Annotated in this window: 15 protein-coding genes; 5 read left to right on the plus strand and 10 right to left on the minus strand. The window is 55.3% G+C overall.

From position 1 onward, the window contains the following. Positions 1–680 precede the first annotated feature (680 nt). Positions 681–4,994 (plus strand): glycosyl hydrolase, encoded by a 4,314-nt coding sequence (locus tag HRQ60_RS22245; RefSeq protein WP_172200507.1) that lies wholly within the window; start codon positions 681–683, stop codon positions 4,992–4,994. 175 nt (positions 4,995–5,169) lie between these two features. Here HRQ60_RS22245 and HRQ60_RS22250 read toward each other — a convergent pair whose 3' ends face one another. Together HRQ60_RS22250 and HRQ60_RS22255 are read right to left on the minus strand one after the other, a co-directional pair. Beyond that, positions 5,170–6,696 (minus strand): methyl-accepting chemotaxis protein, encoded by a 1,527-nt coding sequence (locus tag HRQ60_RS22250; RefSeq protein WP_172200509.1) that lies wholly within the window; start codon positions 6,694–6,696, stop codon positions 5,170–5,172. A gap of 277 nt (positions 6,697–6,973) precedes the next feature. Next, a complete protein-coding gene (locus HRQ60_RS22255; RefSeq protein ID WP_172200511.1) occupies positions 6,974–7,945 on the minus strand; it encodes an SDR family NAD(P)-dependent oxidoreductase in 972 nt (323 codons plus the stop codon). 201 nt (positions 7,946–8,146) lie between these two features. Here HRQ60_RS22255 and HRQ60_RS22260 point away from each other — a divergent pair, with 201 nt between their 5' ends. Further along, complete coding sequence (locus tag HRQ60_RS22260) at positions 8,147–8,686, plus strand: hypothetical protein (RefSeq protein ID WP_172200513.1); 540 nt, start codon at positions 8,147–8,149, stop codon at positions 8,684–8,686. A gap of 104 nt (positions 8,687–8,790) precedes the next feature. On the opposite strand, the gene HRQ60_RS22265 is transcribed toward HRQ60_RS22260, so the two are convergent. Continuing rightward, complete coding sequence (locus HRQ60_RS22265; protein WP_343044792.1) at positions 8,791–9,228, minus strand: DUF488 family protein, N3 subclade; 438 nt, start codon at positions 9,226–9,228, stop codon at positions 8,791–8,793. A 97-nt stretch (positions 9,229–9,325) separates the two neighbouring features. Here HRQ60_RS22265 and HRQ60_RS23805 point away from each other — a divergent pair, with 97 nt between their 5' ends. Together HRQ60_RS23805 and HRQ60_RS23810 are read left to right on the plus strand one after the other, a co-directional pair. Next, the gene (locus tag HRQ60_RS23805; protein ID WP_246281447.1) at positions 9,326–9,793 is read left to right on the plus strand and encodes a VanZ family protein; all 468 of its coding nucleotides are present in this window, start codon (positions 9,326–9,328) and stop codon (positions 9,791–9,793) included. Beyond that, a complete protein-coding gene (locus HRQ60_RS23810) occupies positions 9,772–10,254 on the plus strand; it encodes a hypothetical protein (protein ID WP_246281448.1) in 483 nt (160 codons plus the stop codon). Before HRQ60_RS23805 ends, HRQ60_RS23810 begins: the two co-directional genes overlap by 22 nt. Positions 10,255–10,310: 56 nt before the next feature. Here the strand turns inward: HRQ60_RS23810 and HRQ60_RS22275 are convergent, their stop codons facing one another. Next, positions 10,311–11,000, minus strand: a complete 690-nt coding sequence (locus HRQ60_RS22275) for a TetR/AcrR family transcriptional regulator (RefSeq protein ID WP_172200515.1) — start codon at positions 10,998–11,000, stop codon at positions 10,311–10,313. Positions 11,001–11,167: 167 nt separating this feature from the next. On the opposite strand from HRQ60_RS22275, the gene HRQ60_RS22280 reads away from it, so the two are divergent. Continuing rightward, positions 11,168–12,523, plus strand: a complete 1,356-nt coding sequence (locus HRQ60_RS22280) for an MATE family efflux transporter (protein ID WP_172200517.1) — start codon at positions 11,168–11,170, stop codon at positions 12,521–12,523. A gap of 77 nt (positions 12,524–12,600) precedes the next feature. On the opposite strand, the gene rbsB is transcribed toward HRQ60_RS22280, so the two are convergent. Genes rbsB through HRQ60_RS22310 form a run of 6 tightly spaced genes read right to left on the minus strand, consistent with a single transcriptional unit; the run spans position 12,601 to position 18,324 of the window. Then, on the minus strand, positions 12,601–13,533 hold the full coding sequence (rbsB, locus tag HRQ60_RS22285) for a ribose ABC transporter substrate-binding protein RbsB (protein ID WP_172200519.1): 933 nt from the start codon (positions 13,531–13,533) through the stop codon (positions 12,601–12,603). 20 nt (positions 13,534–13,553) lie between these two features. After that, complete coding sequence (gene rbsC, locus HRQ60_RS22290; protein ID WP_172200521.1) at positions 13,554–14,525, minus strand: ribose ABC transporter permease RbsC; 972 nt, start codon at positions 14,523–14,525, stop codon at positions 13,554–13,556. Between the two features lies 1 nt (position 14,526). Continuing rightward, positions 14,527–16,008 (minus strand): sugar ABC transporter ATP-binding protein, encoded by a 1,482-nt coding sequence (locus HRQ60_RS22295; protein ID WP_172200524.1) that lies wholly within the window; start codon positions 16,006–16,008, stop codon positions 14,527–14,529. An 11-nt stretch (positions 16,009–16,019) separates the two neighbouring features. Further along, a complete protein-coding gene (gene rbsD / locus HRQ60_RS22300) occupies positions 16,020–16,427 on the minus strand; it encodes a D-ribose pyranase (protein WP_172200527.1) in 408 nt (135 codons plus the stop codon). After that, positions 16,424–17,326 (minus strand): ribokinase, encoded by a 903-nt coding sequence (gene rbsK / locus HRQ60_RS22305; RefSeq protein WP_172200530.1) that lies wholly within the window; start codon positions 17,324–17,326, stop codon positions 16,424–16,426. The genes rbsD and rbsK overlap by 4 nt, the downstream gene beginning before the upstream one ends. Before the next feature lie 2 nt (positions 17,327–17,328). Beyond that, positions 17,329–18,324 carry a LacI family DNA-binding transcriptional regulator gene (locus HRQ60_RS22310; RefSeq protein ID WP_172200533.1) on the minus strand — a complete coding sequence of 332 codons (996 nt, stop codon included), beginning with the start codon at positions 18,322–18,324 and terminating at the stop codon, positions 17,329–17,331. Positions 18,325–18,742: the final 418 nt, after the last annotated feature.

The following is an 18,742-nucleotide window of genomic DNA, read 5'->3' on the forward strand; positions in this document are numbered from 1 at the left end:
GTAAATGTTTAGGCTGGAAGTCGACGCACGAATCGTTTCAGGACGAACTGTTGCACTTGGATTGACAATTCGTCATTTGTAAAATCTCCTTTGAATTAAAAGTTTGGATGTGGTTCAGCACGTCTTACTCTACATAGACGATACAAAAAGTGTCTGCCCCTCGGTTTATCCAACATCCGCCGGCATGACGACACGCACTTCGTCGATTTTCCAACCGTTTTTGCAAATCTTCTCTATTGTATCGGGAGCGCGGTAAGAGTTCAATCGGCGAAACGAACCTGTATCTTCCGGGTCTCAAGTCCGAATAGTCTTCCGCCTTCTCAATCGAAAGCCCTTTTTTTAAACTTTTTGCGTCGATGTGCATTTTTATTTGCTTGACACTTTCGCTCAATCCGTTCTTCTTTTTCCGTCTGTTCCGGCTTGGCTTTTTTTGGTTCCCTTTTATCCTTATTGGGCTTGGTTTTTGAATTATGGTGCCCGTTTTTTTGGCTGTTATTTTTTCGTTAGCATTAAATTTTGATTTATTAGTTCTTATTTAGCTTAACTTGTCTTTGAAAAAGCTGATTTCGCGGTAAAAACTGCAATCGACCAAAAAAACGTTATTGTAATTCGATATTTTAGATGCTAATATTTGCGAGAATTATTATTTGAAAACCCTTACAAAAAAGGAGGCCCTTCATTTGAGAGCGTTCAAAAAATTATTTACGGCGGCATTGGCTGCCGTTACGCTGCTGGTTACGGTCATCCCGGTATCCGCAGCCGAACAGGCTCCGGGAGACTGGAACTCGCACTGGGCACACGCCAGTATCGACAGATGGAAAACAAACAAGATCGTGCAGGGTTACGCAAACGGCGACTTTCGGCCGGATCGTCAAGTCACCCGCGCGGAACTTGTGAGTATGGTTAACCGGTTATTCGGATTCACCGCACGTTCGACTGCCCCGTTCTCCGATACGGCCGCAGAAAGCTGGTATGCCGAAGATCTGTCGATCGCCCGGCAGGCCGGCTATTACCGGGGATTCCCGGGCAATGAAGCCCGCGCGAACACGCCTCTCAGCCGGCAGGATGCCGCGGTTCTGCTGGCGGGCGTCTTCTCGCTGGAGCCTTCAAAGACCTCTTCTTCTTTTGTCGATGATAAGGAAATTTCCGCTTATGCGGCCGAATCCGTTCATGCCATGCAGGGTCTGATTACCGGCTATCCGGACGGTTCGTTCCGTCCGCACGCCCCTATTACAAGAGCGGAAGTGGTCAGCTTGTTCGACCGCCTGGTCAGCGGCTATTACGCGGAGCCGGGCCGCGTATCCGGCAGAACCCTCGCCGGCGGCGCGCTGGTGAACCGCAGCGGCGTAACGCTCCACGATACGCGGATCGCGGGCAACCTGTATGTGACGCCGGGAATCGGAGAAGGCGACGCCGAATTCGAAAATCTGGTTGTCGACGGCACCGTATATGTGGCGGGCGGCGGCGACCGTTCGATCCATTTCAAAAATGCCAAGCTGGGCCGGGTCGTCGTCGATCGGCCGGACGGCCGGGTTCGGGTCTCGCTGGAAGGTTCTTCTACGGTCCGGCAGCTGTCCGTAGAGTCGCCGGCGCAGATCGATGTAGAGACCGGTTCGGTCATTGAAACGGCTCTGATCGAGCAGGGCGCCGAAGGGTCGGCGCTAAACGTTGAGGGAATGATAAAGCGTCTGGAAGTCCTCACCTCAGGGGTGACCCGCAACGGGGAGGCGCTGCGGGAAGGCGTATTTACCGCAGCTTCCGCAGTGCCTGTTCCCTCCCCTTCCGCCTCGACTCCCGCGGCGCAGCCAAGCGGCGGAAACACCGGCAGCGGCGGCTCTCCGGGAGATACGGGCGAGGGTACGGATGAGACCCGCCTCGTTCGCCTCGCCGATCCGAATGCTTCGGCATCGACCCGATCGCTCTTTGCCTATCTCGAAGAAAAAAGCGGCAAACAGGTCCTGTTCGGCCATCAGCACGATACAACGGTGTCTTTTGCGGGCAAAGACGACAAAGGCAGCGTCATCTCGGACGTGTACAGCTCTACCGGCGACTATCCGGCCGTGTTCGGCTGGGATACGCTCTCGCTGGACGGCTACGAATCGCCGCCCGGCGTCAGCGGCAATTACGAAGCGAGCCGTCTGGGACTGACCGCGGCCATGAAACAAGCCGATAAACTGGGTGGAATCGTAACCCTGAGCACGCATCCGTACAATTTTGCAACCGGCGGAAGCTTCAACGACACCGGCAATACCCGGGGCGCCGAATCTTCCGTTGCGGCCCGGATTCTGCCCGGCGGCGACAAGAACGCCGAGTTCAATGCTTATCTCGACCGGATCGCCAACTTCGCCAACCAGCTCCAAGACGATTCCGGACAGCCGATTCCCGTCTTGTTCCGTCCTTTTCATGAACAAAACGGAGGCTGGTTCTGGTGGGGTGCCACCACGACGACCAGAAGCGAATATATCGAGCTCTACCGCTACACCGTCGAATATCTGAGAGACGTCAAGGGTGTCCACAATTTCCTGTATGTCTTCTCTCCGAACGGATCGTTCAACGGAAACGAAGCGGAGTATCTGAAAACGTATCCGGGCGATGCGTACGTCGATATCCTCGGCATGGACCAATACGACAACAAAGACAACGCCGGTTCGGAAGGATTCTTGAACGGTCTGGTCGGCGATTTGAAGATGATTTCCAAGCTGGCCCAGTCCAAAAGCAAAATCGTCACGCTGTCGGAATACGGCTACAGCGCCGCAGGCATGAAAACAACCGGCAACAACGACAAACAGTGGTTCACCAAAGTGCTGAATGCCATCCAAGCAGATCCCGATGCTTCCCGGATCTCCTATATGCTGACCTGGGCCAACTTCGGCGAAGGCAACAATCTGTATGTGCCTTACAAGAACGTCCCGGGCAAAAGCGATCACGAGCTGCTGAACGATTTTACCGATTTCGAGCGTGATCCGTATACGGCGTTTGCAAGCGATATCCGGACGGACAACAAATACGGGCAGGTCGTCGGCTCCGCTCCGCAGGCTCCGCTGCTGCATATTGTCACGCCCCACGATATCGGAACGGTAACGGGAACTTCAGCGGTTATCCGGGCCAAAACGGCGAACTTCACGCCGGACCGCGTCGTCTATACGGCAGGCGATTCCGGCACGGAAACCCCGATGACGCTGGGGCCGGACGGCTACTATTCCGCCGTATGGAATCCGGACGCCGCTCTGAACGGCACTTCGACTTCGATTACCGTCAAAGCGTACGGAGCTTTGCCCGAGCCGCTGGTCCAGCAGCTGACGGTCTTTGTGAAGATCAAGGAACTGCCGCTGCGTACTCTTTCATTCGGCTCGGCAAGCGAGCTGGGCTCGATCCAAAGCAATGGAACGTGGTCGGGTTCGGCCGGAAACGGCTCGGCGATCCGAACCGAGTTGGGATATGCCGAACCGGACGGAGACGGCAAACTCGCCGTGCGCGTGCTGGAAGGCCTGACGGCTGACGACAACTGGCAGGAGTTGAAGCTGCAGCTGACTCCCCAAGGCCTGGACGGCATCCGGCTGGCGGAAGTCGGGAAAGTGAAATTCAGGGTCTGGATTCCCGCAGCGGCGCAAAATGAAACCGGAACGGCCGCTGTGCGCGGAATCGTGCAGCTTCCGGATGACTGGGACAACAAATACGGCATGGACAGCACTTACCGGGCTTTGTCCGATCTGCCGACCGTTACGCTTGGCGGCGCTGCGTATTACCAATTCGATGCTTCGATCGAATTGAACGATACGTCGAAGACGGCAGCAGCCTCGGGTCTCGCTCTTTCGATCGTTGGCAGCGGCTTCGTGCAATCCGGCGAACTGCCGATTTATATCGACGACATCGGTCTGTATCGAACCTATGCCGAACCGGCAGCGGATAAGGCACGGGTCGACGATTTCGAATCTTACGGCTCCAGCGACGACGCTCTGTCCGCCAAATATCCCAAAGCGGGCGGCGACGATATTTCCGTCTCGCTCAGCCCGGACCGCAAAGCTTCGGGCAGCCAAGGCATGAAACTGGATTACAAACTGAACAATGCCGGTTATACGGGCGTAGGCAAAAGCCTCGGCATGCTTGATTGGTCCGATTATAATGCCCTCAGTCTGTGGATTGCATCGGACGGAACCGAAGGATATGCCCGGGAGGGACAGCCGTTGAAACTGGTCGTACAGCTGGTGATCGACGGCGGTTATTTCGAAGCTTATCCGACCGTTGTCCAGGGGCAAAACGGGCAGATCGTCATCCCGCTCAAAGACCTGGTCGAAATGAGCTGGGGCAAGCCGGGGCCTCTAACCCCGGAAAGACTGCGCCAGGTTCAGAATTTCAATCTGTACGTGAACGCCATGGACGGCGCTGCGCATGAAGGAACGCTTTATCTGGACGATATTCGCGCTCTTTACGATCCTTCGCTGCCCGACCTCACCGATGGCGGCGGCGGACAGCCGGATGTGCATGCTCCCGGCCTGCTGTACGGATTCGCTTCGGCCGAAGACCTCTCCGGCTGGAATATCGCTGACAGAGCCAGCGCGCAAGCGCAGCCTCCTGTGTTCGACGAGGCCGAACAGGCGCTGAGTACGACGTTTAACCTGGCCAATACCGGACAGGATCCGAACGGAAACTTCAACGAATCGTTCGAGCTGGCCGTCAATCCGGAACGCTTGAATATCGACGGGCTGGGAACACTGACCGCCCGCGTGAAACTGTCCGAAGGCAGCGCGAAAGCCCGGCTGTTCATCAAGACCGGAGATGCCTGGACCTGGTCCGACAGCGGCGCTTCCGTGTCCGTCGATTCCTCCGGCTATACGCAGCTTACCCTGGCGCTGCCGGCTGCCGCGGATTCGCCGGGCGTCGACCTCTCCCAGGTCAAAACGGTCGGGATCAAGATTGAAGATCCAAGCGGCACGGGAACTTCCCGGCTGCTGCTGAAATCCGTCGAACTGCATGAAGACGAGCCTCCGATTTGAACGAAAGACGAGCCTCATCACCCGTAAATAGATGAAGCAGCCGTCAACAAAATGCAGCTAAAAGAAGCCAAAAAAAACAGCCCGCGGCGAACGCGGGCTGTTTTTCTATTTCTATTTCTATTTTGTATTTCTTTCTCTTTTTCCATTTCCGGTCCGATACAGCTTCTTTCCGGGCTTAAGCCGGTACTTGGTCGCTCGATATCCGGACACGGTTCGCCGGGACCCCGTCGATCCGGCCGGCCGAAGTTTCGTCGGAATCCGCTACCAGTTCGTTCAGTCCCACGATCAATCCTTCCAGCTCCCGGAAGCTGGCAACCATCTGCTGGGTCAGCTCGCGCTGCTGCTCCATACCTGCCAGAATTTCCTGCGAAGCGGCGCTGGACTGCTCCGTCAAACTGGAGATTTCCGTCACTTCGCCCACGACCCGGCTGGAAGAATCCCGCATGGTCACGGAGCTGCTCTGCATATTCGAAGCCTGCGTCAGCACTTCGCGCGAACTGTCGTTGATCGTCCGGAAAGCTTCTTCCGCTGTCCGAACCCCTTCTCGTCCTTCTTCAAGCGAAGCCTGCATCTGATCGAAACGTTGGGTCAGCTCGCGAGTACGGCCCTGGAGCGTAACGAGAATCGCGCCGATGTCGGTTGCCGATTGCCCCGAATGTTCGGCAAGCTTGCGCACTTCGTCCGATACGACGGCAAAGCCTTTGCCATGTTCGCCGGCCCGGGCCGCTTCGATCGCGGCATTCAGAGCCAGCAGATTCGTCTGACGGGCGATATCGGAAATGCCGTTCAGGATCGTCGTCATGGACTCGCTTTCCTTGTTGAAGCTCTGCATGTCTTCGGCAGTCGTCTTCATCGCCGTATACAGATCGTCCATCTGCGTATTCAGCAGATCCATTTTCGAACTGCCGACCTCCGTGCTTCCGGCCATATCCGCCGAAATGCCTTTCATCTGCTGCGAATACGAAGCTACGTCCTGAATATGGCTGTCCGTGACGGCCAGCGATTCGGAGATCTCCGCTACGTTGGCCGCCTGCAGTTCTACGCCACGTGCCACTTCGCCGAAGCCGATCGTGATTTCATCGGAGACCGAAACGGTGTCGTTGACTTTGCGTTTCAATTCTTCGGTGAATCCGGTCAATCCTTCCACCGACTCGCGGACCCGGTTCAGCATGGCTTCGACGCGTACCTGCGACTGTTCCACTTCGGCCCGGCGCTTCTCGCTGCTCAAGAACAGTTTCTTGTTCACGTTCGACAGCGTGATCAGAATGATTCCCGACACGGCGAACATGCTCAGACTGACGCTATCATTGAACAGAACGGCCGCATCTGCTGCGGGCTTCACGAGCATATGCACGCCAAAGTAAACCAGCACGATCCCGAATGAAATATTGTAGTGCCTGCTGTTCGGATAGAGCAGCAGCGGCAGCAGGATAAGAATCCCCTGCACAATACTGATTTGTTCGAGATTGATTACGACTGCGCTTGCGATGACCCAGACCGTAACGATCCAGGGAACGATGCGAATCCACTTTTTGAAAATATTAGCGACTGTGACCACAACCGGTACGATCAAAGAGATCAGTACGACGGTCAAAAACTCCGGTACGATAATCGCCAGCGTTGCGCTGATCGAGACGATCGCCCACATCATGTAACTTACCAATTTGTTGCGTTTCCAGAGAATAATGTCTTTACGATCCATGCCCGACCCCGTCCTTTTCGTAGTTCATGATAGCGGTGCAGCCCTGATGTAGAACGCTGTCGGCAACCGACAGGTCAAGATCGCATACTTGTACGTACCGCTTTATAGATATCGGAATTATTAGGCAAGAGATTAAGCACTTTTCAAAATTTTGTTGATCCGTCGAAAAAGCAAAAAAGAAGTCCGCATCAAATGCAGACTTCTTAACATGTCGTGAAAGTGTGAGAAGTCTGCATTAGATGCAGACTTCCCCTAGACCTTTATTCCAAGTTTTCCGTTACGCCCCGCTCACGCCGGTCAGCTCAATCGACAGCTCCCATAGACGTTTCGCTTCTTCCGGATCGACGGCATACGCTTTGACTCCGGTCCGCTCCCCGCTTGCCGGTACCGGTTCGGCGATATCGCAATCTTCGCAGTACACGCCTCCTCTGCCTTCAAGCTGCGGCGAAGCAGCGGCCCAGACCTGGGTTGCCGCTCCCTGCTCCGGGGTCTTGAATCCGGGATTGATACCGTTGCCTTCTTCATCGACCCATTTCAGCGCAACCATCTCTTCCCGGCTGAGATGCCGCTGAAGCGGCGTAAGAATACCGCCGGGATGGGCGGCGAACGCCCGAACGCCCTGCGGCGCGCCGCGGCGGTCGAGCTCCACCGCGAACAGCGAATTCGCCGTCTTGGATTGACCGTAAGCTTCAAACTTATGATAATTGCCTTCGAAGTTCAGATTGTCCCAACGGATCGGCGAGAAATGGTGACCGGTCGACGAAGTCGCCACGACCCGGGCACCGTCGCCTGCCGTGAGCAGCGGCCATAACCGGTTAATCAGAGCAAAATGTCCAAGATGATTGGTCGCGAACTGCAGCTCCCACCCCGGACCGACGCGCGTCTCCGGACTTGCCATCACGCCGGCGTTCAAGATCGCCAGATCGATACTGCGGCCGTCTGCCAGCATACGGTCCGCAAACGCTTGGACACTGTCCAGATCCGACAGATCAAGGCGATCCACTTCCACGTTCTTCACCCCAGCCAGCGCTTCTTGAGCGGCTTCCGGACGGCGGGCAGGGACGATGACACGCGCTCCGGCGCTGACAAGCGCTTTGGTTGTCTCAAGACCCAGGCCGGAATAACCGCCCGTTACCAGAGCCAGCTTGCCCGACAGATCGATTCCGTTCAAAACTTCTTCCGCCGTACTGCGCAGCCCAAACCCCGAGTTCAATTTGTGCTGCGGTGTTCGAAGATAAGCTTGCTTCATTTGGATCCGCTCCTTTTCGTGTAGGTTGCGATAGACTGATTCTCTATTTACTTTACCCCTTGGAGTTCACTCTAAGTCAAGTCCGCTTCGTCTCGAGGAATTGTTTACACCCCGGATACAATTCGGTTCCACGATGGATACATTCGGCGGTTAAGATAAGGACGTAGAAGAAAACAAGATTCCGAAGGAGATGGATGAATCATGCGTTACCCACAATGGATTGCAGCTTCCCTGGCCGCAGGCGTACTGCTGACAGGAACCGTATCGGCACAGACCGCTTCCGCAGCCCCTGCCGCAAGCTCTACAGTCGCCGCTTCGACGACCCCCAAAGCCTCCCCGAAAATTTACGTGAGCAATGTCCCTTATACGGCTGCTCAGTACAAAAGCATTGTCAAAGCCTTCGCCGCTTTTGACGGATTCGAGACGCCTTACGTACCGTCGCGCATGATTACAGGCGATACTTTCAAAAAGGTCAGCGCCGGTGCCGACAGCGTAACTTTCGTGTTCAAATACATGAAAGTCTCCATCTCGCCGCGCGACGACTCCTACAGCTACAAAGGTACAACCGTAACCCTTCCGAACTCCAACAACGTCAAAGGCAAATGGTACAAAGTCGGCGGCAAAGACATGCTGACGTTCCCGCTGGACGACCGGTTCGTCACGATTTATGCCCCTTATCAATCGCTGAGCAAGACCAAACTGGAGCATGTGGCGACAGATGTGACCCGGTACCAGCCGTAAAAAGTTAAGCGTATAGGAAAAGCCCGCGATAGACGCGGGCTTTTTTTGCTGCACGGAATCGGCAAACTGCGGCGCCGCTTCCCGTTCTCTCGCCGCTTGTCCGTTCAAAACAAATCAATCTGCTCCACCGTCACCGGATTCAGTTCTTCGGCTTGCACTCCATATTCCTCGTAGAATTCCCCGACCAGTCTGCGGTGGCAGTAGCGGTGGTCTTTGCAGAAGCAGATCAGGACCACATCCTGCCCTCGAAGCAGCCTTTTATACACCTCCCGCAAAGCGGTCCGTTTCTCTCCGCTCTCAAGTTCCCGCCGGAAACGCCGTTCGTATTCGGGCCACCAACTCTTATCCGGCCGGTCTTTCCATTCGTCCAGATACCTATGAAACAGCTCCGGCGAAGGAGACAGCGCCCGGACCGGTTCAACGTTCGAAATCTCCGCCCCCGCCCGTGTGATGAGCAGCCGGTCGGCCGGCTTGTTGAGTTTTTTGAGTCCCGGCAGATTGGAAGTGTACAGCCTGCCCGTCGGTTTGCGCAAAGTCGTCACGGTCCTTCCTCCTTTCTGAAGAGAGCTCCGCCGTTTGATACATAAAGGAATCCGAGTCCGTCTTCTGTACGAATAGGTTTTCCCAAAGGAGCGAATCATGTTAAAATCACGCAAGAATATTCTCATCGCAGCCCTGCTCTATACCGCTTTTATTGTTTATGTTATGTTTTTCGCTTTTGGCCGTACCGATGATGCCGCTCAGATCCACAGCTACACCTTTATTTTTGCACCCGGAAATTTCTTCAAATTACCTGACCTGTCCGAGCTTCTTTCTCCCAGTCTAATGGATCTCGTAAGTTTGGGAAATGTGGCCGCGTTTATTCCTTTTGGCATCCTGGTTCCCCTGCTTCGGCCGATACGGTTCGTATCTTTCCTCGGCGGATTCATCCTGTCCATCCTTATCCTGGAAACCGTGCAGGCTCTGACTTTCCTGGGCAGTTTCGATCTGGGCGACGTCCTGACAAATGCGTTGGGCGCGTCGATCGGATTCGGGGCGTACCGACTGGGAATGCGCGCCAAGACCCATTGGAAAAGATTGTCGTCATGGGCGCCTCCATCGCTTTGATGCTTGTCGGCGTATGGGGAATCGGCAGCGGAATCGATAAAGCCTCCACCAAAAACTCGGGGCCTTTCCAGGTGATGGACGAATGGATCGACAGCAGCGGAAAAGCGGCGCCGGGCACCGGGCCTTCCCTTTTTGAAATTGGCGGTCAGACGATCTCTCCCGAGTTCAATGTCTACGATTCCGGAGCCTCACAGACCGAAACGTATCGTTACAAGTTGGACCGCAAAGAGCTTCATTTCACCCTGCAGTACGGTATTCCCGACTCCGAAGATTTCGAGGGAAGTATAAGCGTTTCCGTAGACGGGAAGGAGATTCTATCCAGTTCCGATCAAAATCAAGCTCATGAACCGTATAGCTTCGAGTGGCATTTCGAACAAGCCGACGAGCTGACGATCACCCTCGAAGGCCATCAAAAAGCTTGGGATATCGGCAGCCGGGAGATGGAGTATTTTTGGGAATAACCCGCCGAACCACCAAACAGCCCGCGCAGGACGCGGGCTGTTTGCTGTCTCTATCGTTAAGCTTCGTTTCCCTGCCGCTCCGCAATCACCTGCTCGATCCCCAGGACAATCACTTTCAGTCCGAATTCGAACGATTCGTCGCTTCCCATCACTTCGAACATCCCGCTTCTGTACAAACGGCGAAACAGCCCCGCTTCCGATTCGCTCATCGTATCCAGCAGCCCGTTGATCTGCCCCTGCGGGTCCTGCTGCTTTTCCTCGAGTACCACTGCCACATTCCGCTGATGCTGATCGTTATCCAGAACAAAATAATAGACGTAATTGGCCAGACTCAGCATGACCTGGAATTTCTCTTCCTGGGTAAGCGGCGTCTCCTCGACGCAGAGCAGCATCAGATTCGTAAAACGGATCGTATCCGGTTCGTGCGGCAGCGTCATCATTGTCAGCTGCACGGCGCACGGATAACGGCCGAGGACGCTCCTCATAGTAAGCGCAAGGGTCGTGATCTGCTCCCGCCAGCTTCCCTCTGACTCGAATTCTTCCACAATGGTCTTCGAGATGCGATTGGCCATCCTCTGGTAGAGGTCCTGCTTGCTCTTGAAATGCCAGTAAAGGGAAGGGGCCTGGATGCCCAGGCGATCGGCCAGTTTCCGCATACTGAATTTCTCGATATCCCCCTCCCGCAAAAGTTCCCACGAAGCTTCGAGGATTTTGTCTTCCGAAATTTGCGGCTGCTGCTTTTTCATCGAATCCGCCTTTCTTGTTCAAATCTTTTATCTAACACTGTAAGTTTGTTGTTTACAAGTCCACACTCCCATGATATCATCTAACACCGTAAGGTACAAACTAACGCCGTTAGATAATTTCGTCCACTTCCCTTTTCCCCCACCAAAAAAAGAAAGAAGGTTCCGACATGGATGCAGAAAACCTCCATTATTTTGAAAAAGCACCGATTACGAAAGCCGTGGCCCACTTCGCCGTACCTATGATGCTCGGCATGTCCATGAGTGTGGTGTATTCGATCCTGAACGCGTATTTCCTTGGCACGCTGCACAATACGGAGATGCTGACCGCGCTCGCGCTGACGCTGCCGTTATTTGCTCTTATCATGGCTCTGGGCAATCTGGTCGGCATGGGCAGCGGTACATTCATCTCCCGTCTGCTCGGCGAGAAACAATATGACAAGATCAAACAAGTCTCTTCTTTTGCGGTCTACGGCAGTCTGCTCCTTGGCCTGATCGCGATCGCTGTCGGCCTCCCGCTGATCGATCCGATCGTGCACGGCCTCGGTGCGACGTCCAACTCTTTTGAGTTTACCAAAGATTATGTCACGGTCATGCTGATCGGTTCGCCGGTTGTCGTCTTGTGCTTTACGCTGGAAAATATCGTGCGCTCCGAAGGAGCCGCCATGACGTCGATGATCGGCATGCTGATCAGTGTCGTTGTGAATATTGCGCTTGATGCGCTGGTGATCTTCGTTCTTCACGGGGATATCGTTGGCGTAGCTTCCGCAACCGTTGCCGCCAATCTGGCCGCATGCGTATTCTACCTGTACCATATGGGCGTCAAAAGCCCGTTTCTGACGATCTCTTTCAAATGGTTCAAAGCGACCAAAGAAATCGTGGGCAATGTGCTGAAGATCGGGATTCCCGTGTTTATCATGAGTGTCTTCCTGGGAGCCATGTCGCTGATACTGAATCATTTTCTGATCGAATACGGCGACCGTGCGACCGCGGCTTACGGCATCTCGTCGCGCCTGCTGCAGTTTCCCGAGTTCATCCTGATGGGCCTCTGCGAAGGCGTCGTGCCTCTGATCGCGTTCTCGTTCACGGCCAATCGGCTCCGGATGAAGCAGGCGATCGGTTTCACGATCAAGACGATTGTCTTGTTGGCTTCGATCTTCGGGATTGTCGTCTACCTGACTTCCGATCATCTGATCGCTCTGTTCACCCGCGATCCGCAGTTGATCGAAATGGGCAGCTACATCCTGCAGGTAACGTTCCTGTCCCTGTTCATTTCGGGAGCGACCGCGCTGTTTACGGGAATCTTCCAGGCAACCGGGCAAGGTACCGCCGCCTTGGTCATGGCCGTAATTCAGGGCATTACGCTGATTCCGGTTCTGTTTATCGCCAACTCCATGTACGGCTTCCACGGCGTGGTCTGGTCGCTCGTGGTCGCGGACGCCGTCGCTTTCCTCGTAGGCGGGATCATGCTGCTGGCTTTGCGCAGCAAACTGCAGCCGGATCTGGAGAGTTTGGTGCACGGCTAAGAGAAGCGAAGGTGGGGTTAACCAAAAAAACGACCCCGTTCTCTGCTTTCATGCAGATTCCGAGGTCGTTTCCTGTTTTAAGGCTGCGAATCTTCTTTGGTTACGAGCTTCAGAGGTGCCGGAATGGAGGCTTCCACTTCCTTGCCTTGAAGCACATCGCGTGCGGCGTTCACGGCCAGTTGGCCAATCAGATCCGGCTGCTGGGCCACGGTCGCGGTCAGTTTGCCGCTTTGGATCGAGGTCAGCGCATCGTCGTTTCCGTCGAAGCCGACGACCGGAATATCCTTGCCCGAGCTTTGGATGGCTTCGATCGCGCCGAGCGCCATTTCGTCGTTATGCGCGAATACGGCCTGTACGTCCGGATTGCCCTGCAGCAGGTTTTCCATGACGGTCAATCCTTTGGTACGGTCGAAATCGGCCGCTTGACTGGCGATCACGTCGAGCTGCTTGTCGGCAATCTCGTGGAAGCCGCGTCCCCGTTCACGCGTCGCGGACGCGCCCGGCACGCCCTGCAGCTCGATTACTTTAGCGCCTTCGCCAAGCTGCTGCACCAGATATTCGGCCGCCATCTGTCCGCCTTTGGCATTGTCAGAGGCGACAAGTGTTTTCACGTCGCCTTGATCCGCGGAACGGTCGAGCGCGATCACCGGAATATCCAGCACGTTGGCCGCCTGCACCGCGGAAGAGATCGCGGCCGAGTCGGTCGGATTCACCAGCAGCGCGTTCACGCCCTGCTGAAGCAGATCGTCCACGTCGTTGCTTTGTTTGGCCGAATCGTTTTGCGCATCGACGACGATCACTTCGATCCCCAGCTTCTGTGCTTCCGCTTCTACGCCGTCTTTGAGCGAGACGAAGAACGGGTTGTTCAAAGTCGAGATCGACAGCCCGATTTTGATCTTGCCGGAGTCGGACGCCTGATTGGTTCGGGCCCATGCCGGCGGCTGCATGGAGCAGCCGGCGAGCATCAGGAGCACCAGCAAAGCGGCGAGTGTAGTCGTTAATTTTTTCATAAGGTCACCTTCTTTCTGTTTTAAGCCGACCGCTTGCGGTCGATCAGTACGGCAATCAGGATCACGACGCCTTTGACCACCATCTGGAAGAACGAGGAGACGCCGAGCAGGTTCAAACCGTTGTTGAGCGTGGCGATAATCAGCGCGCCGATCAGCGTACCGACGATCCATCCGCGTCCGCCCGTCAGGCTGGTTCCGCCCAGCACGACCGCCGCGATCGCGTCCAGCTCGTACGATTGTCCGGCCGTAGGCTGCGCGGAATTCAGACGGGACATCAGAATAGCGCCCGCCAACGCGGACAGCAGGCCGGCCAAGCTGTAGATCATGATCTTGACGCGGTGTACTTTGATGCCCGATACGATGGCCGCTTTTTCGTTGCCGCCGATCGCGTACGTTTTACGGCCGAAAGCCGTTTTATGCAAAATCGTCCAGAGAATCGCGAATACGATCATCATGGTGATCGCCGGGACCGGAATCCCCAAGAAATAACCGCGGCCGAACAATTGGAACGACAGATCGTCGCCCAGACCCGTGATCGGATTGCCGTTGGTGTAGACGAGCGTCAAGCCCCGGAAAACGGTCATCGTAGCAAGCGTCGCGATAAACGGAGCCATTTTGCCTTTTGTGATCAACAGGCCGTTCACCGCTCCCATGACCGCGCCGGCGATACAGCCGATCACAATCGCCAGAATCGGATCGACGCCGGCCAGCATGAGATTCGCGACGAACGCGCTGGATAACGCCAGGATCGAGCCGACCGAAAGGTCGATGCCGCCGGTCAAAATGACGAAGGTCATGCCGAACGCGATCAGCGCGTTAATCGCCACTTGGCGAAACAGATTCAGAATATTAAGCGGTTCCAAAAATGCCGGGTTCAATATGGATACGATCACGACCAAAATGATAAACCCGAGCAATGGACCGAGTTTTTGCGTAACCTCCGATACTTTGAAACGTTTGCCGGAATCGGCTGCGGAAGCTGATTTTTGCATCTTATTGTCCTCCTGTAGCTAAAGTCATAATATTTTCCTGCGTCGCTTCGCTGCCCGCAAGCTCGCCGCCGATATGGCCTTCATGCACCACGATGATCCGGTCGCTCATGCCCAGTACCTCGGGAAGCTCGGAGGACACCATAATGATCGCCACGCCGCGGTCCGTCAGCTCGTTGATCAACTGATAGATTTCACGCTTGGCGCCCACGTCCACGCCGCGCGTCGGCTCGTCGAGAATAAGCAGGCTTGGTCCGATGCCGATCCATTTGGCGATGACGACCTTTTGTTGGTTGCCTCCCGACAGGCTCCTGACCGGTGTTTCGGTGGACTGCGTTTTGACCTGCAATCGCTTGACCAGCGTATCCACGAACTCGCGCTCTTTGCGCAATGAGATAAAGCCTTTGGACGTAAAACTGAACAGGTTCGGCAGCGCCATGTTTTCGCGAATCGAGAAGTCGAGCACAAGGCCTTCGTCTTTGCGGTCTTCGGTAATGAAGCCGATTCCATGCCGCACCGCGTCTTCCGGGCGGCGGATGTTGATCTTTTTGCCCCGCAGTACGATCTGGCCGCCGTCGAGCTTGTCCAGACCGAAGATCGCCCGCATGATTTCCGTGCGCCCCGCGCCCATCAGACCCGAGAATCCGACGACTTCCCCGGCCCGGACGTTGAAGCTGACGTTTTCGAACAATCCGCGCCGCGTCGCGTTTCGCACTTCCAATATGACGTCGCCGGGCTTCGGATTCCGCTTCGGATAACGCTCGGTCAGTTCGCGTCCGACCATCTTGCGCACGACTTCGTCAAAGTTCGTCGCCGGGATCTCTTTCGTATCCACCGTAATGCCGTCGCGCATCACGGTGATCCGGTCGCAGATCGCAAAGATCTCTTCCATTCGGTGCGAAATGTATACGACGGACACGCCTTCGGCTTTTAGCGCACGAATGATTTCAAACAGCTTGACGAACTCGCGTTCGGTCAATGCCGCTGTCGGCTCGTCCATGATGATGACTTTGGCCTCCGTCATGAGCGCCTTGGCGATTTCGATCATCTGCTGCTGTCCGACCGAACAAGCACCGGCTTCCTTGTTCAGCGGCAGGTCGACGGACAAGCGCTGAAGCTGCTCACGGGCAAGGCGTTTCATTTTTCGCGTATCCAGCAGTCCGTACGGCAGGTTCAGTTCCCGGCCGATAAACAGATTCTCCAGCACGGTCATTTCCGGCCAAATATTCAATTCTTGGTGGATAAACGTGATGCCGTCTTTTTCGGCCTCGCCGGGATTCGCGAAAACCGTTTCTTTGCCGTCGACCGTGATCTGGCCTTCGTCCAGCGCGTGCAGCCCAACCAAGATATTCATCAATGTGGACTTGCCCGCGCCGTTCTCGCCCATCAGCGCATGCACTTCGCCTGCCCTGAGTTCGAAATCGACACCTTTCAATACCTGGTTCGTACCGAAAGCTTTATGAATGCCCTGCATTTCGATATGCATGCCGCTTCCTCCTATTCTTCGTTTCCGAAACAAACGCCAGCGTACAAAATACAGTTGGCATAAGGCTTGGCTTCGCCGGTACGGATAATGGCTTTGGCTCCCGCGGTCAGCTTCTTGAACGTTTCATGACTGCATGATTCGATCGACGATGCTTCGAACGTCCGGTGCATGAACGCGTAAGCGGCTTCGTTTTGCCCGATCATCTCTTCCGCGATCATGACTTGCTCGATCTCCATATCGGCGGCCACTATTTCGACCACCTGCTCGAAACCGGGAACGCCGTAGGTCAACGCCAGGTCGATCTTGGGCACGCCCGGCGGCACCGGAAGTCCGAGGTCGGCGATGACGATATAATCGGTATGCCCCAGATCAGCCAAGACTTTGGAGATATGGCTGTTCAGTATGCCGTGTTTTTTCATGCCAGCGCCTCCTCCACTTCTGCGCGCTTCGGCATGCCGCCCTGCGCACCGAAGCGAGTGACGGACAACGAAGCTGCACGGTTGGCGAAGCGCAAGCTGTCTGCGATGCTTTTCCCTTCGGCCAAAGCCACCGCAAAGGCCGCATTGAAAGTATCGCCCGCCCCCGTCGTATCGACGGCTTCGACAGGATAAGAAGGCACGACCGCTTCTTCTTGTCCGTCGAAATAACGGGCGCCGCGGCTTCCTTCCGTCACGATCAGGCGATTCGGATACTTCCTTAAACTTTCGCCGAGCTCCGCTCCGTCGAACAACAGGCTTGCTTCGTGCTCATTCGGGGTCAAATAGGTGCTATTTTCGATCACTTCGGCTTCCACGGGGCGAGCAGGCGCGGGATTCAGCAGCAGAGGCACGCCGGACTGCTTGCAAATGCGGCTGACCAGCAGCACGGTCTCGGCCGGAATCTCCTGCTGGATCAGTACGATGTCGGCCTGTTCGATCACGGCGCGCGCTTGCTCCACGTATTCGGGCGTTACGTGGCGGTTGGCCGCTTCGACGACGATGATGCTGTTATCGCCTTCCGCCAAAATGATATGCGCCGTTCCGCTTTCACAATGTGTAACCGGTTCCACATTGTCTGTACAAACACCGTTTTGTTTCAGGTTGTCCAAAATGGTCTGCCCCAGCGAATCGTCGCCGACCCGTCCGATCATGGAAACGTCCGCGCCCAGCCTTGCCGCAGCTACCGCCTGGTTGGCTCCTTTTCCGCCCGGCACCGTTTTGAAGCTTTCTCCAAGTACCGTCTCCCCGGCCCCCGGCCGTCTGGAAGACGTCACGACCAGATCCATCGAACAGCTTCCGACCACGACGACGCGCGGCTGTTTTTTCGTATATACGCTCATGCTTATTCCCGCCTTTTTTCTGGAATTTTTCGTGTACTGCCCCGCTCGACAAACTCGACCGGCATCTGGATATTCTGCTGCTCCACCGGCTGTCCTTCGATCAATCGGATCATTAACTCTGCCGCTTTGTAGCCCATATCGTAAGCGGGTTGGCGGATCGTCGACAGCGGCGGGGACAGCAGTCCGATCAGCGGAATATCGTCAAAGCCGATAATCTGCACGTCTTCCGGCACCTTTTTCCCTAATCGGAGCGCTTCGTGCAGTACGGCGATCGCCGCCATATCGTTGCTGGCGATGACCCCGTCCGTCTCGGGAAAAGCAGCGAACAGCTCTTTCGCTTTTTCCTCCGCCTCTGTCAGCGCGAACGACGCGGTCCGAATCACTTCGTAGGCAACTCCCGTATCCTGAAGCACTTCGACGGCTCCCTGAAAACGATCCTGCGCCGGACGGATATGCGCCGGGCCTTGCAGTACGGCAATTCGGCGGCTGCCCCGCTTGATGATCTGCTGCGCAGCGATCCGGCCGCCTTCCCGACCGTCCGCGTACACGGCCGGACGGTCGCTGGAGATCCGATCCAAAAACACGACCGGTATATTCAAACGCCGATACGCTTCCATGCCCGGAAAATTGGTGGACGAGATAATGCCGACCGCGTTATTTTGCACGAAAGTCTGGATATAATCGCGTTCTTTCTGTTCGCTCTCGTCGCTGTTGCCGAAGATCAGACGGAATCCGCTTTCCTGCATCCGGTCTTCCACGCCTCGGGCAAGCTGTGGGAAATACGGGTTCGTAATATCCGGCAGCAGCAATCCGATCAATTTCGATTTGCGCTTGTACAGGGAACGGGCCACCTCGTTGGGCGTATAATTCAGCTCTTGAATCGCCTTTTCCACCATACGGCGCGTATCTTCGTGCACATAACCGGTTTCGTTGAGTACCCGCGATACGGTAGCGACCGATACACCTACATGTTTTGCGACATCTTTTATCGTAACCATACTTTTCACCTCGAATGAGTAACCGGTTACACATAAAATATCACAAGTTTAAACCGCTTTCAAGACTTTTGGAAACGAAAGCGAATAAAAGGTTGACCGATTCGTCAGCCAAACGTTGATCGAGGAGTTGAGCGGCCAACGTGCGGGCGCCACCGGATTATCCTCGTACGAGGTCCAGCCGCTCCGGCTTCCGGCATACAGTCGCACGCTTTTGAATCCGCCCTGTTCTCCGATAAAAGAATTACAGCGGCTGCACCCATGATCGCACTGCTGTTTCAGCGCAAGGCGTTTACCTTCAACAGCTTTTTCATTACGTCAACTTTGCAATTCACAATAGAAATTACTAGGGCGTGTTTTAAAACTAAAGATGGAAGATAAACCGATTTGGGTTTAGGATAAGAACAGAATAAATCCAAAG

It is taken from the genome of Saccharibacillus qingshengii (genome assembly GCF_013185195.1).
In the GTDB taxonomy this organism is placed as follows: Bacteria; Bacillota; Bacilli; order Paenibacillales; family Paenibacillaceae; genus Saccharibacillus; species Saccharibacillus qingshengii.

Excerpts from the sequence above, each read along its gene's own strand:
- HRQ60_RS22250 (WP_172200509.1), bottom strand. The coding sequence starts at position 6,696 with ATGGATCGTAAAGACATTATTCTCTGGAAACGCAACAAATTGGTAAGT.
- HRQ60_RS22260 (WP_172200513.1), top strand. The coding sequence starts at position 8,147 with ATGCGTTACCCACAATGGATTGCAGCTTCCCTGGCCGCAGGCGTACTG.
- rbsK (WP_172200530.1), bottom strand. The coding sequence starts at position 17,326 with ATGAGCGTATATACGAAAAAACAGCCGCGCGTCGTCGTGGTCGGAAGC.
- HRQ60_RS22280 (WP_172200517.1), top strand. The coding sequence starts at position 11,168 with ATGGATGCAGAAAACCTCCATTATTTTGAAAAAGCACCGATTACGAAA.
- HRQ60_RS22295 (WP_172200524.1), bottom strand. The coding sequence starts at position 16,008 with ATGCATATCGAAATGCAGGGCATTCATAAAGCTTTCGGTACGAACCAG.
- HRQ60_RS23810 (WP_246281448.1), top strand. The coding sequence starts at position 9,772 with ATGGGCGCCTCCATCGCTTTGATGCTTGTCGGCGTATGGGGAATCGGC.
- rbsD (WP_172200527.1), bottom strand. The coding sequence starts at position 16,427 with ATGAAAAAACACGGCATACTGAACAGCCATATCTCCAAAGTCTTGGCT.
- HRQ60_RS22275 (WP_172200515.1), bottom strand. The coding sequence starts at position 11,000 with ATGAAAAAGCAGCAGCCGCAAATTTCGGAAGACAAAATCCTCGAAGCT.
- HRQ60_RS23805 (WP_246281447.1), top strand. The coding sequence starts at position 9,326 with ATGTTAAAATCACGCAAGAATATTCTCATCGCAGCCCTGCTCTATACC.
- rbsB (WP_172200519.1), bottom strand. The coding sequence starts at position 13,533 with ATGAAAAAATTAACGACTACACTCGCCGCTTTGCTGGTGCTCCTGATG.
- rbsC (WP_172200521.1), bottom strand. The coding sequence starts at position 14,525 with ATGCAAAAATCAGCTTCCGCAGCCGATTCCGGCAAACGTTTCAAAGTA.
- HRQ60_RS22310 (WP_172200533.1), bottom strand. The coding sequence starts at position 18,324 with ATGGTTACGATAAAAGATGTCGCAAAACATGTAGGTGTATCGGTCGCT.
- HRQ60_RS22255 (WP_172200511.1), bottom strand. The coding sequence starts at position 7,945 with ATGAAGCAAGCTTATCTTCGAACACCGCAGCACAAATTGAACTCGGGG.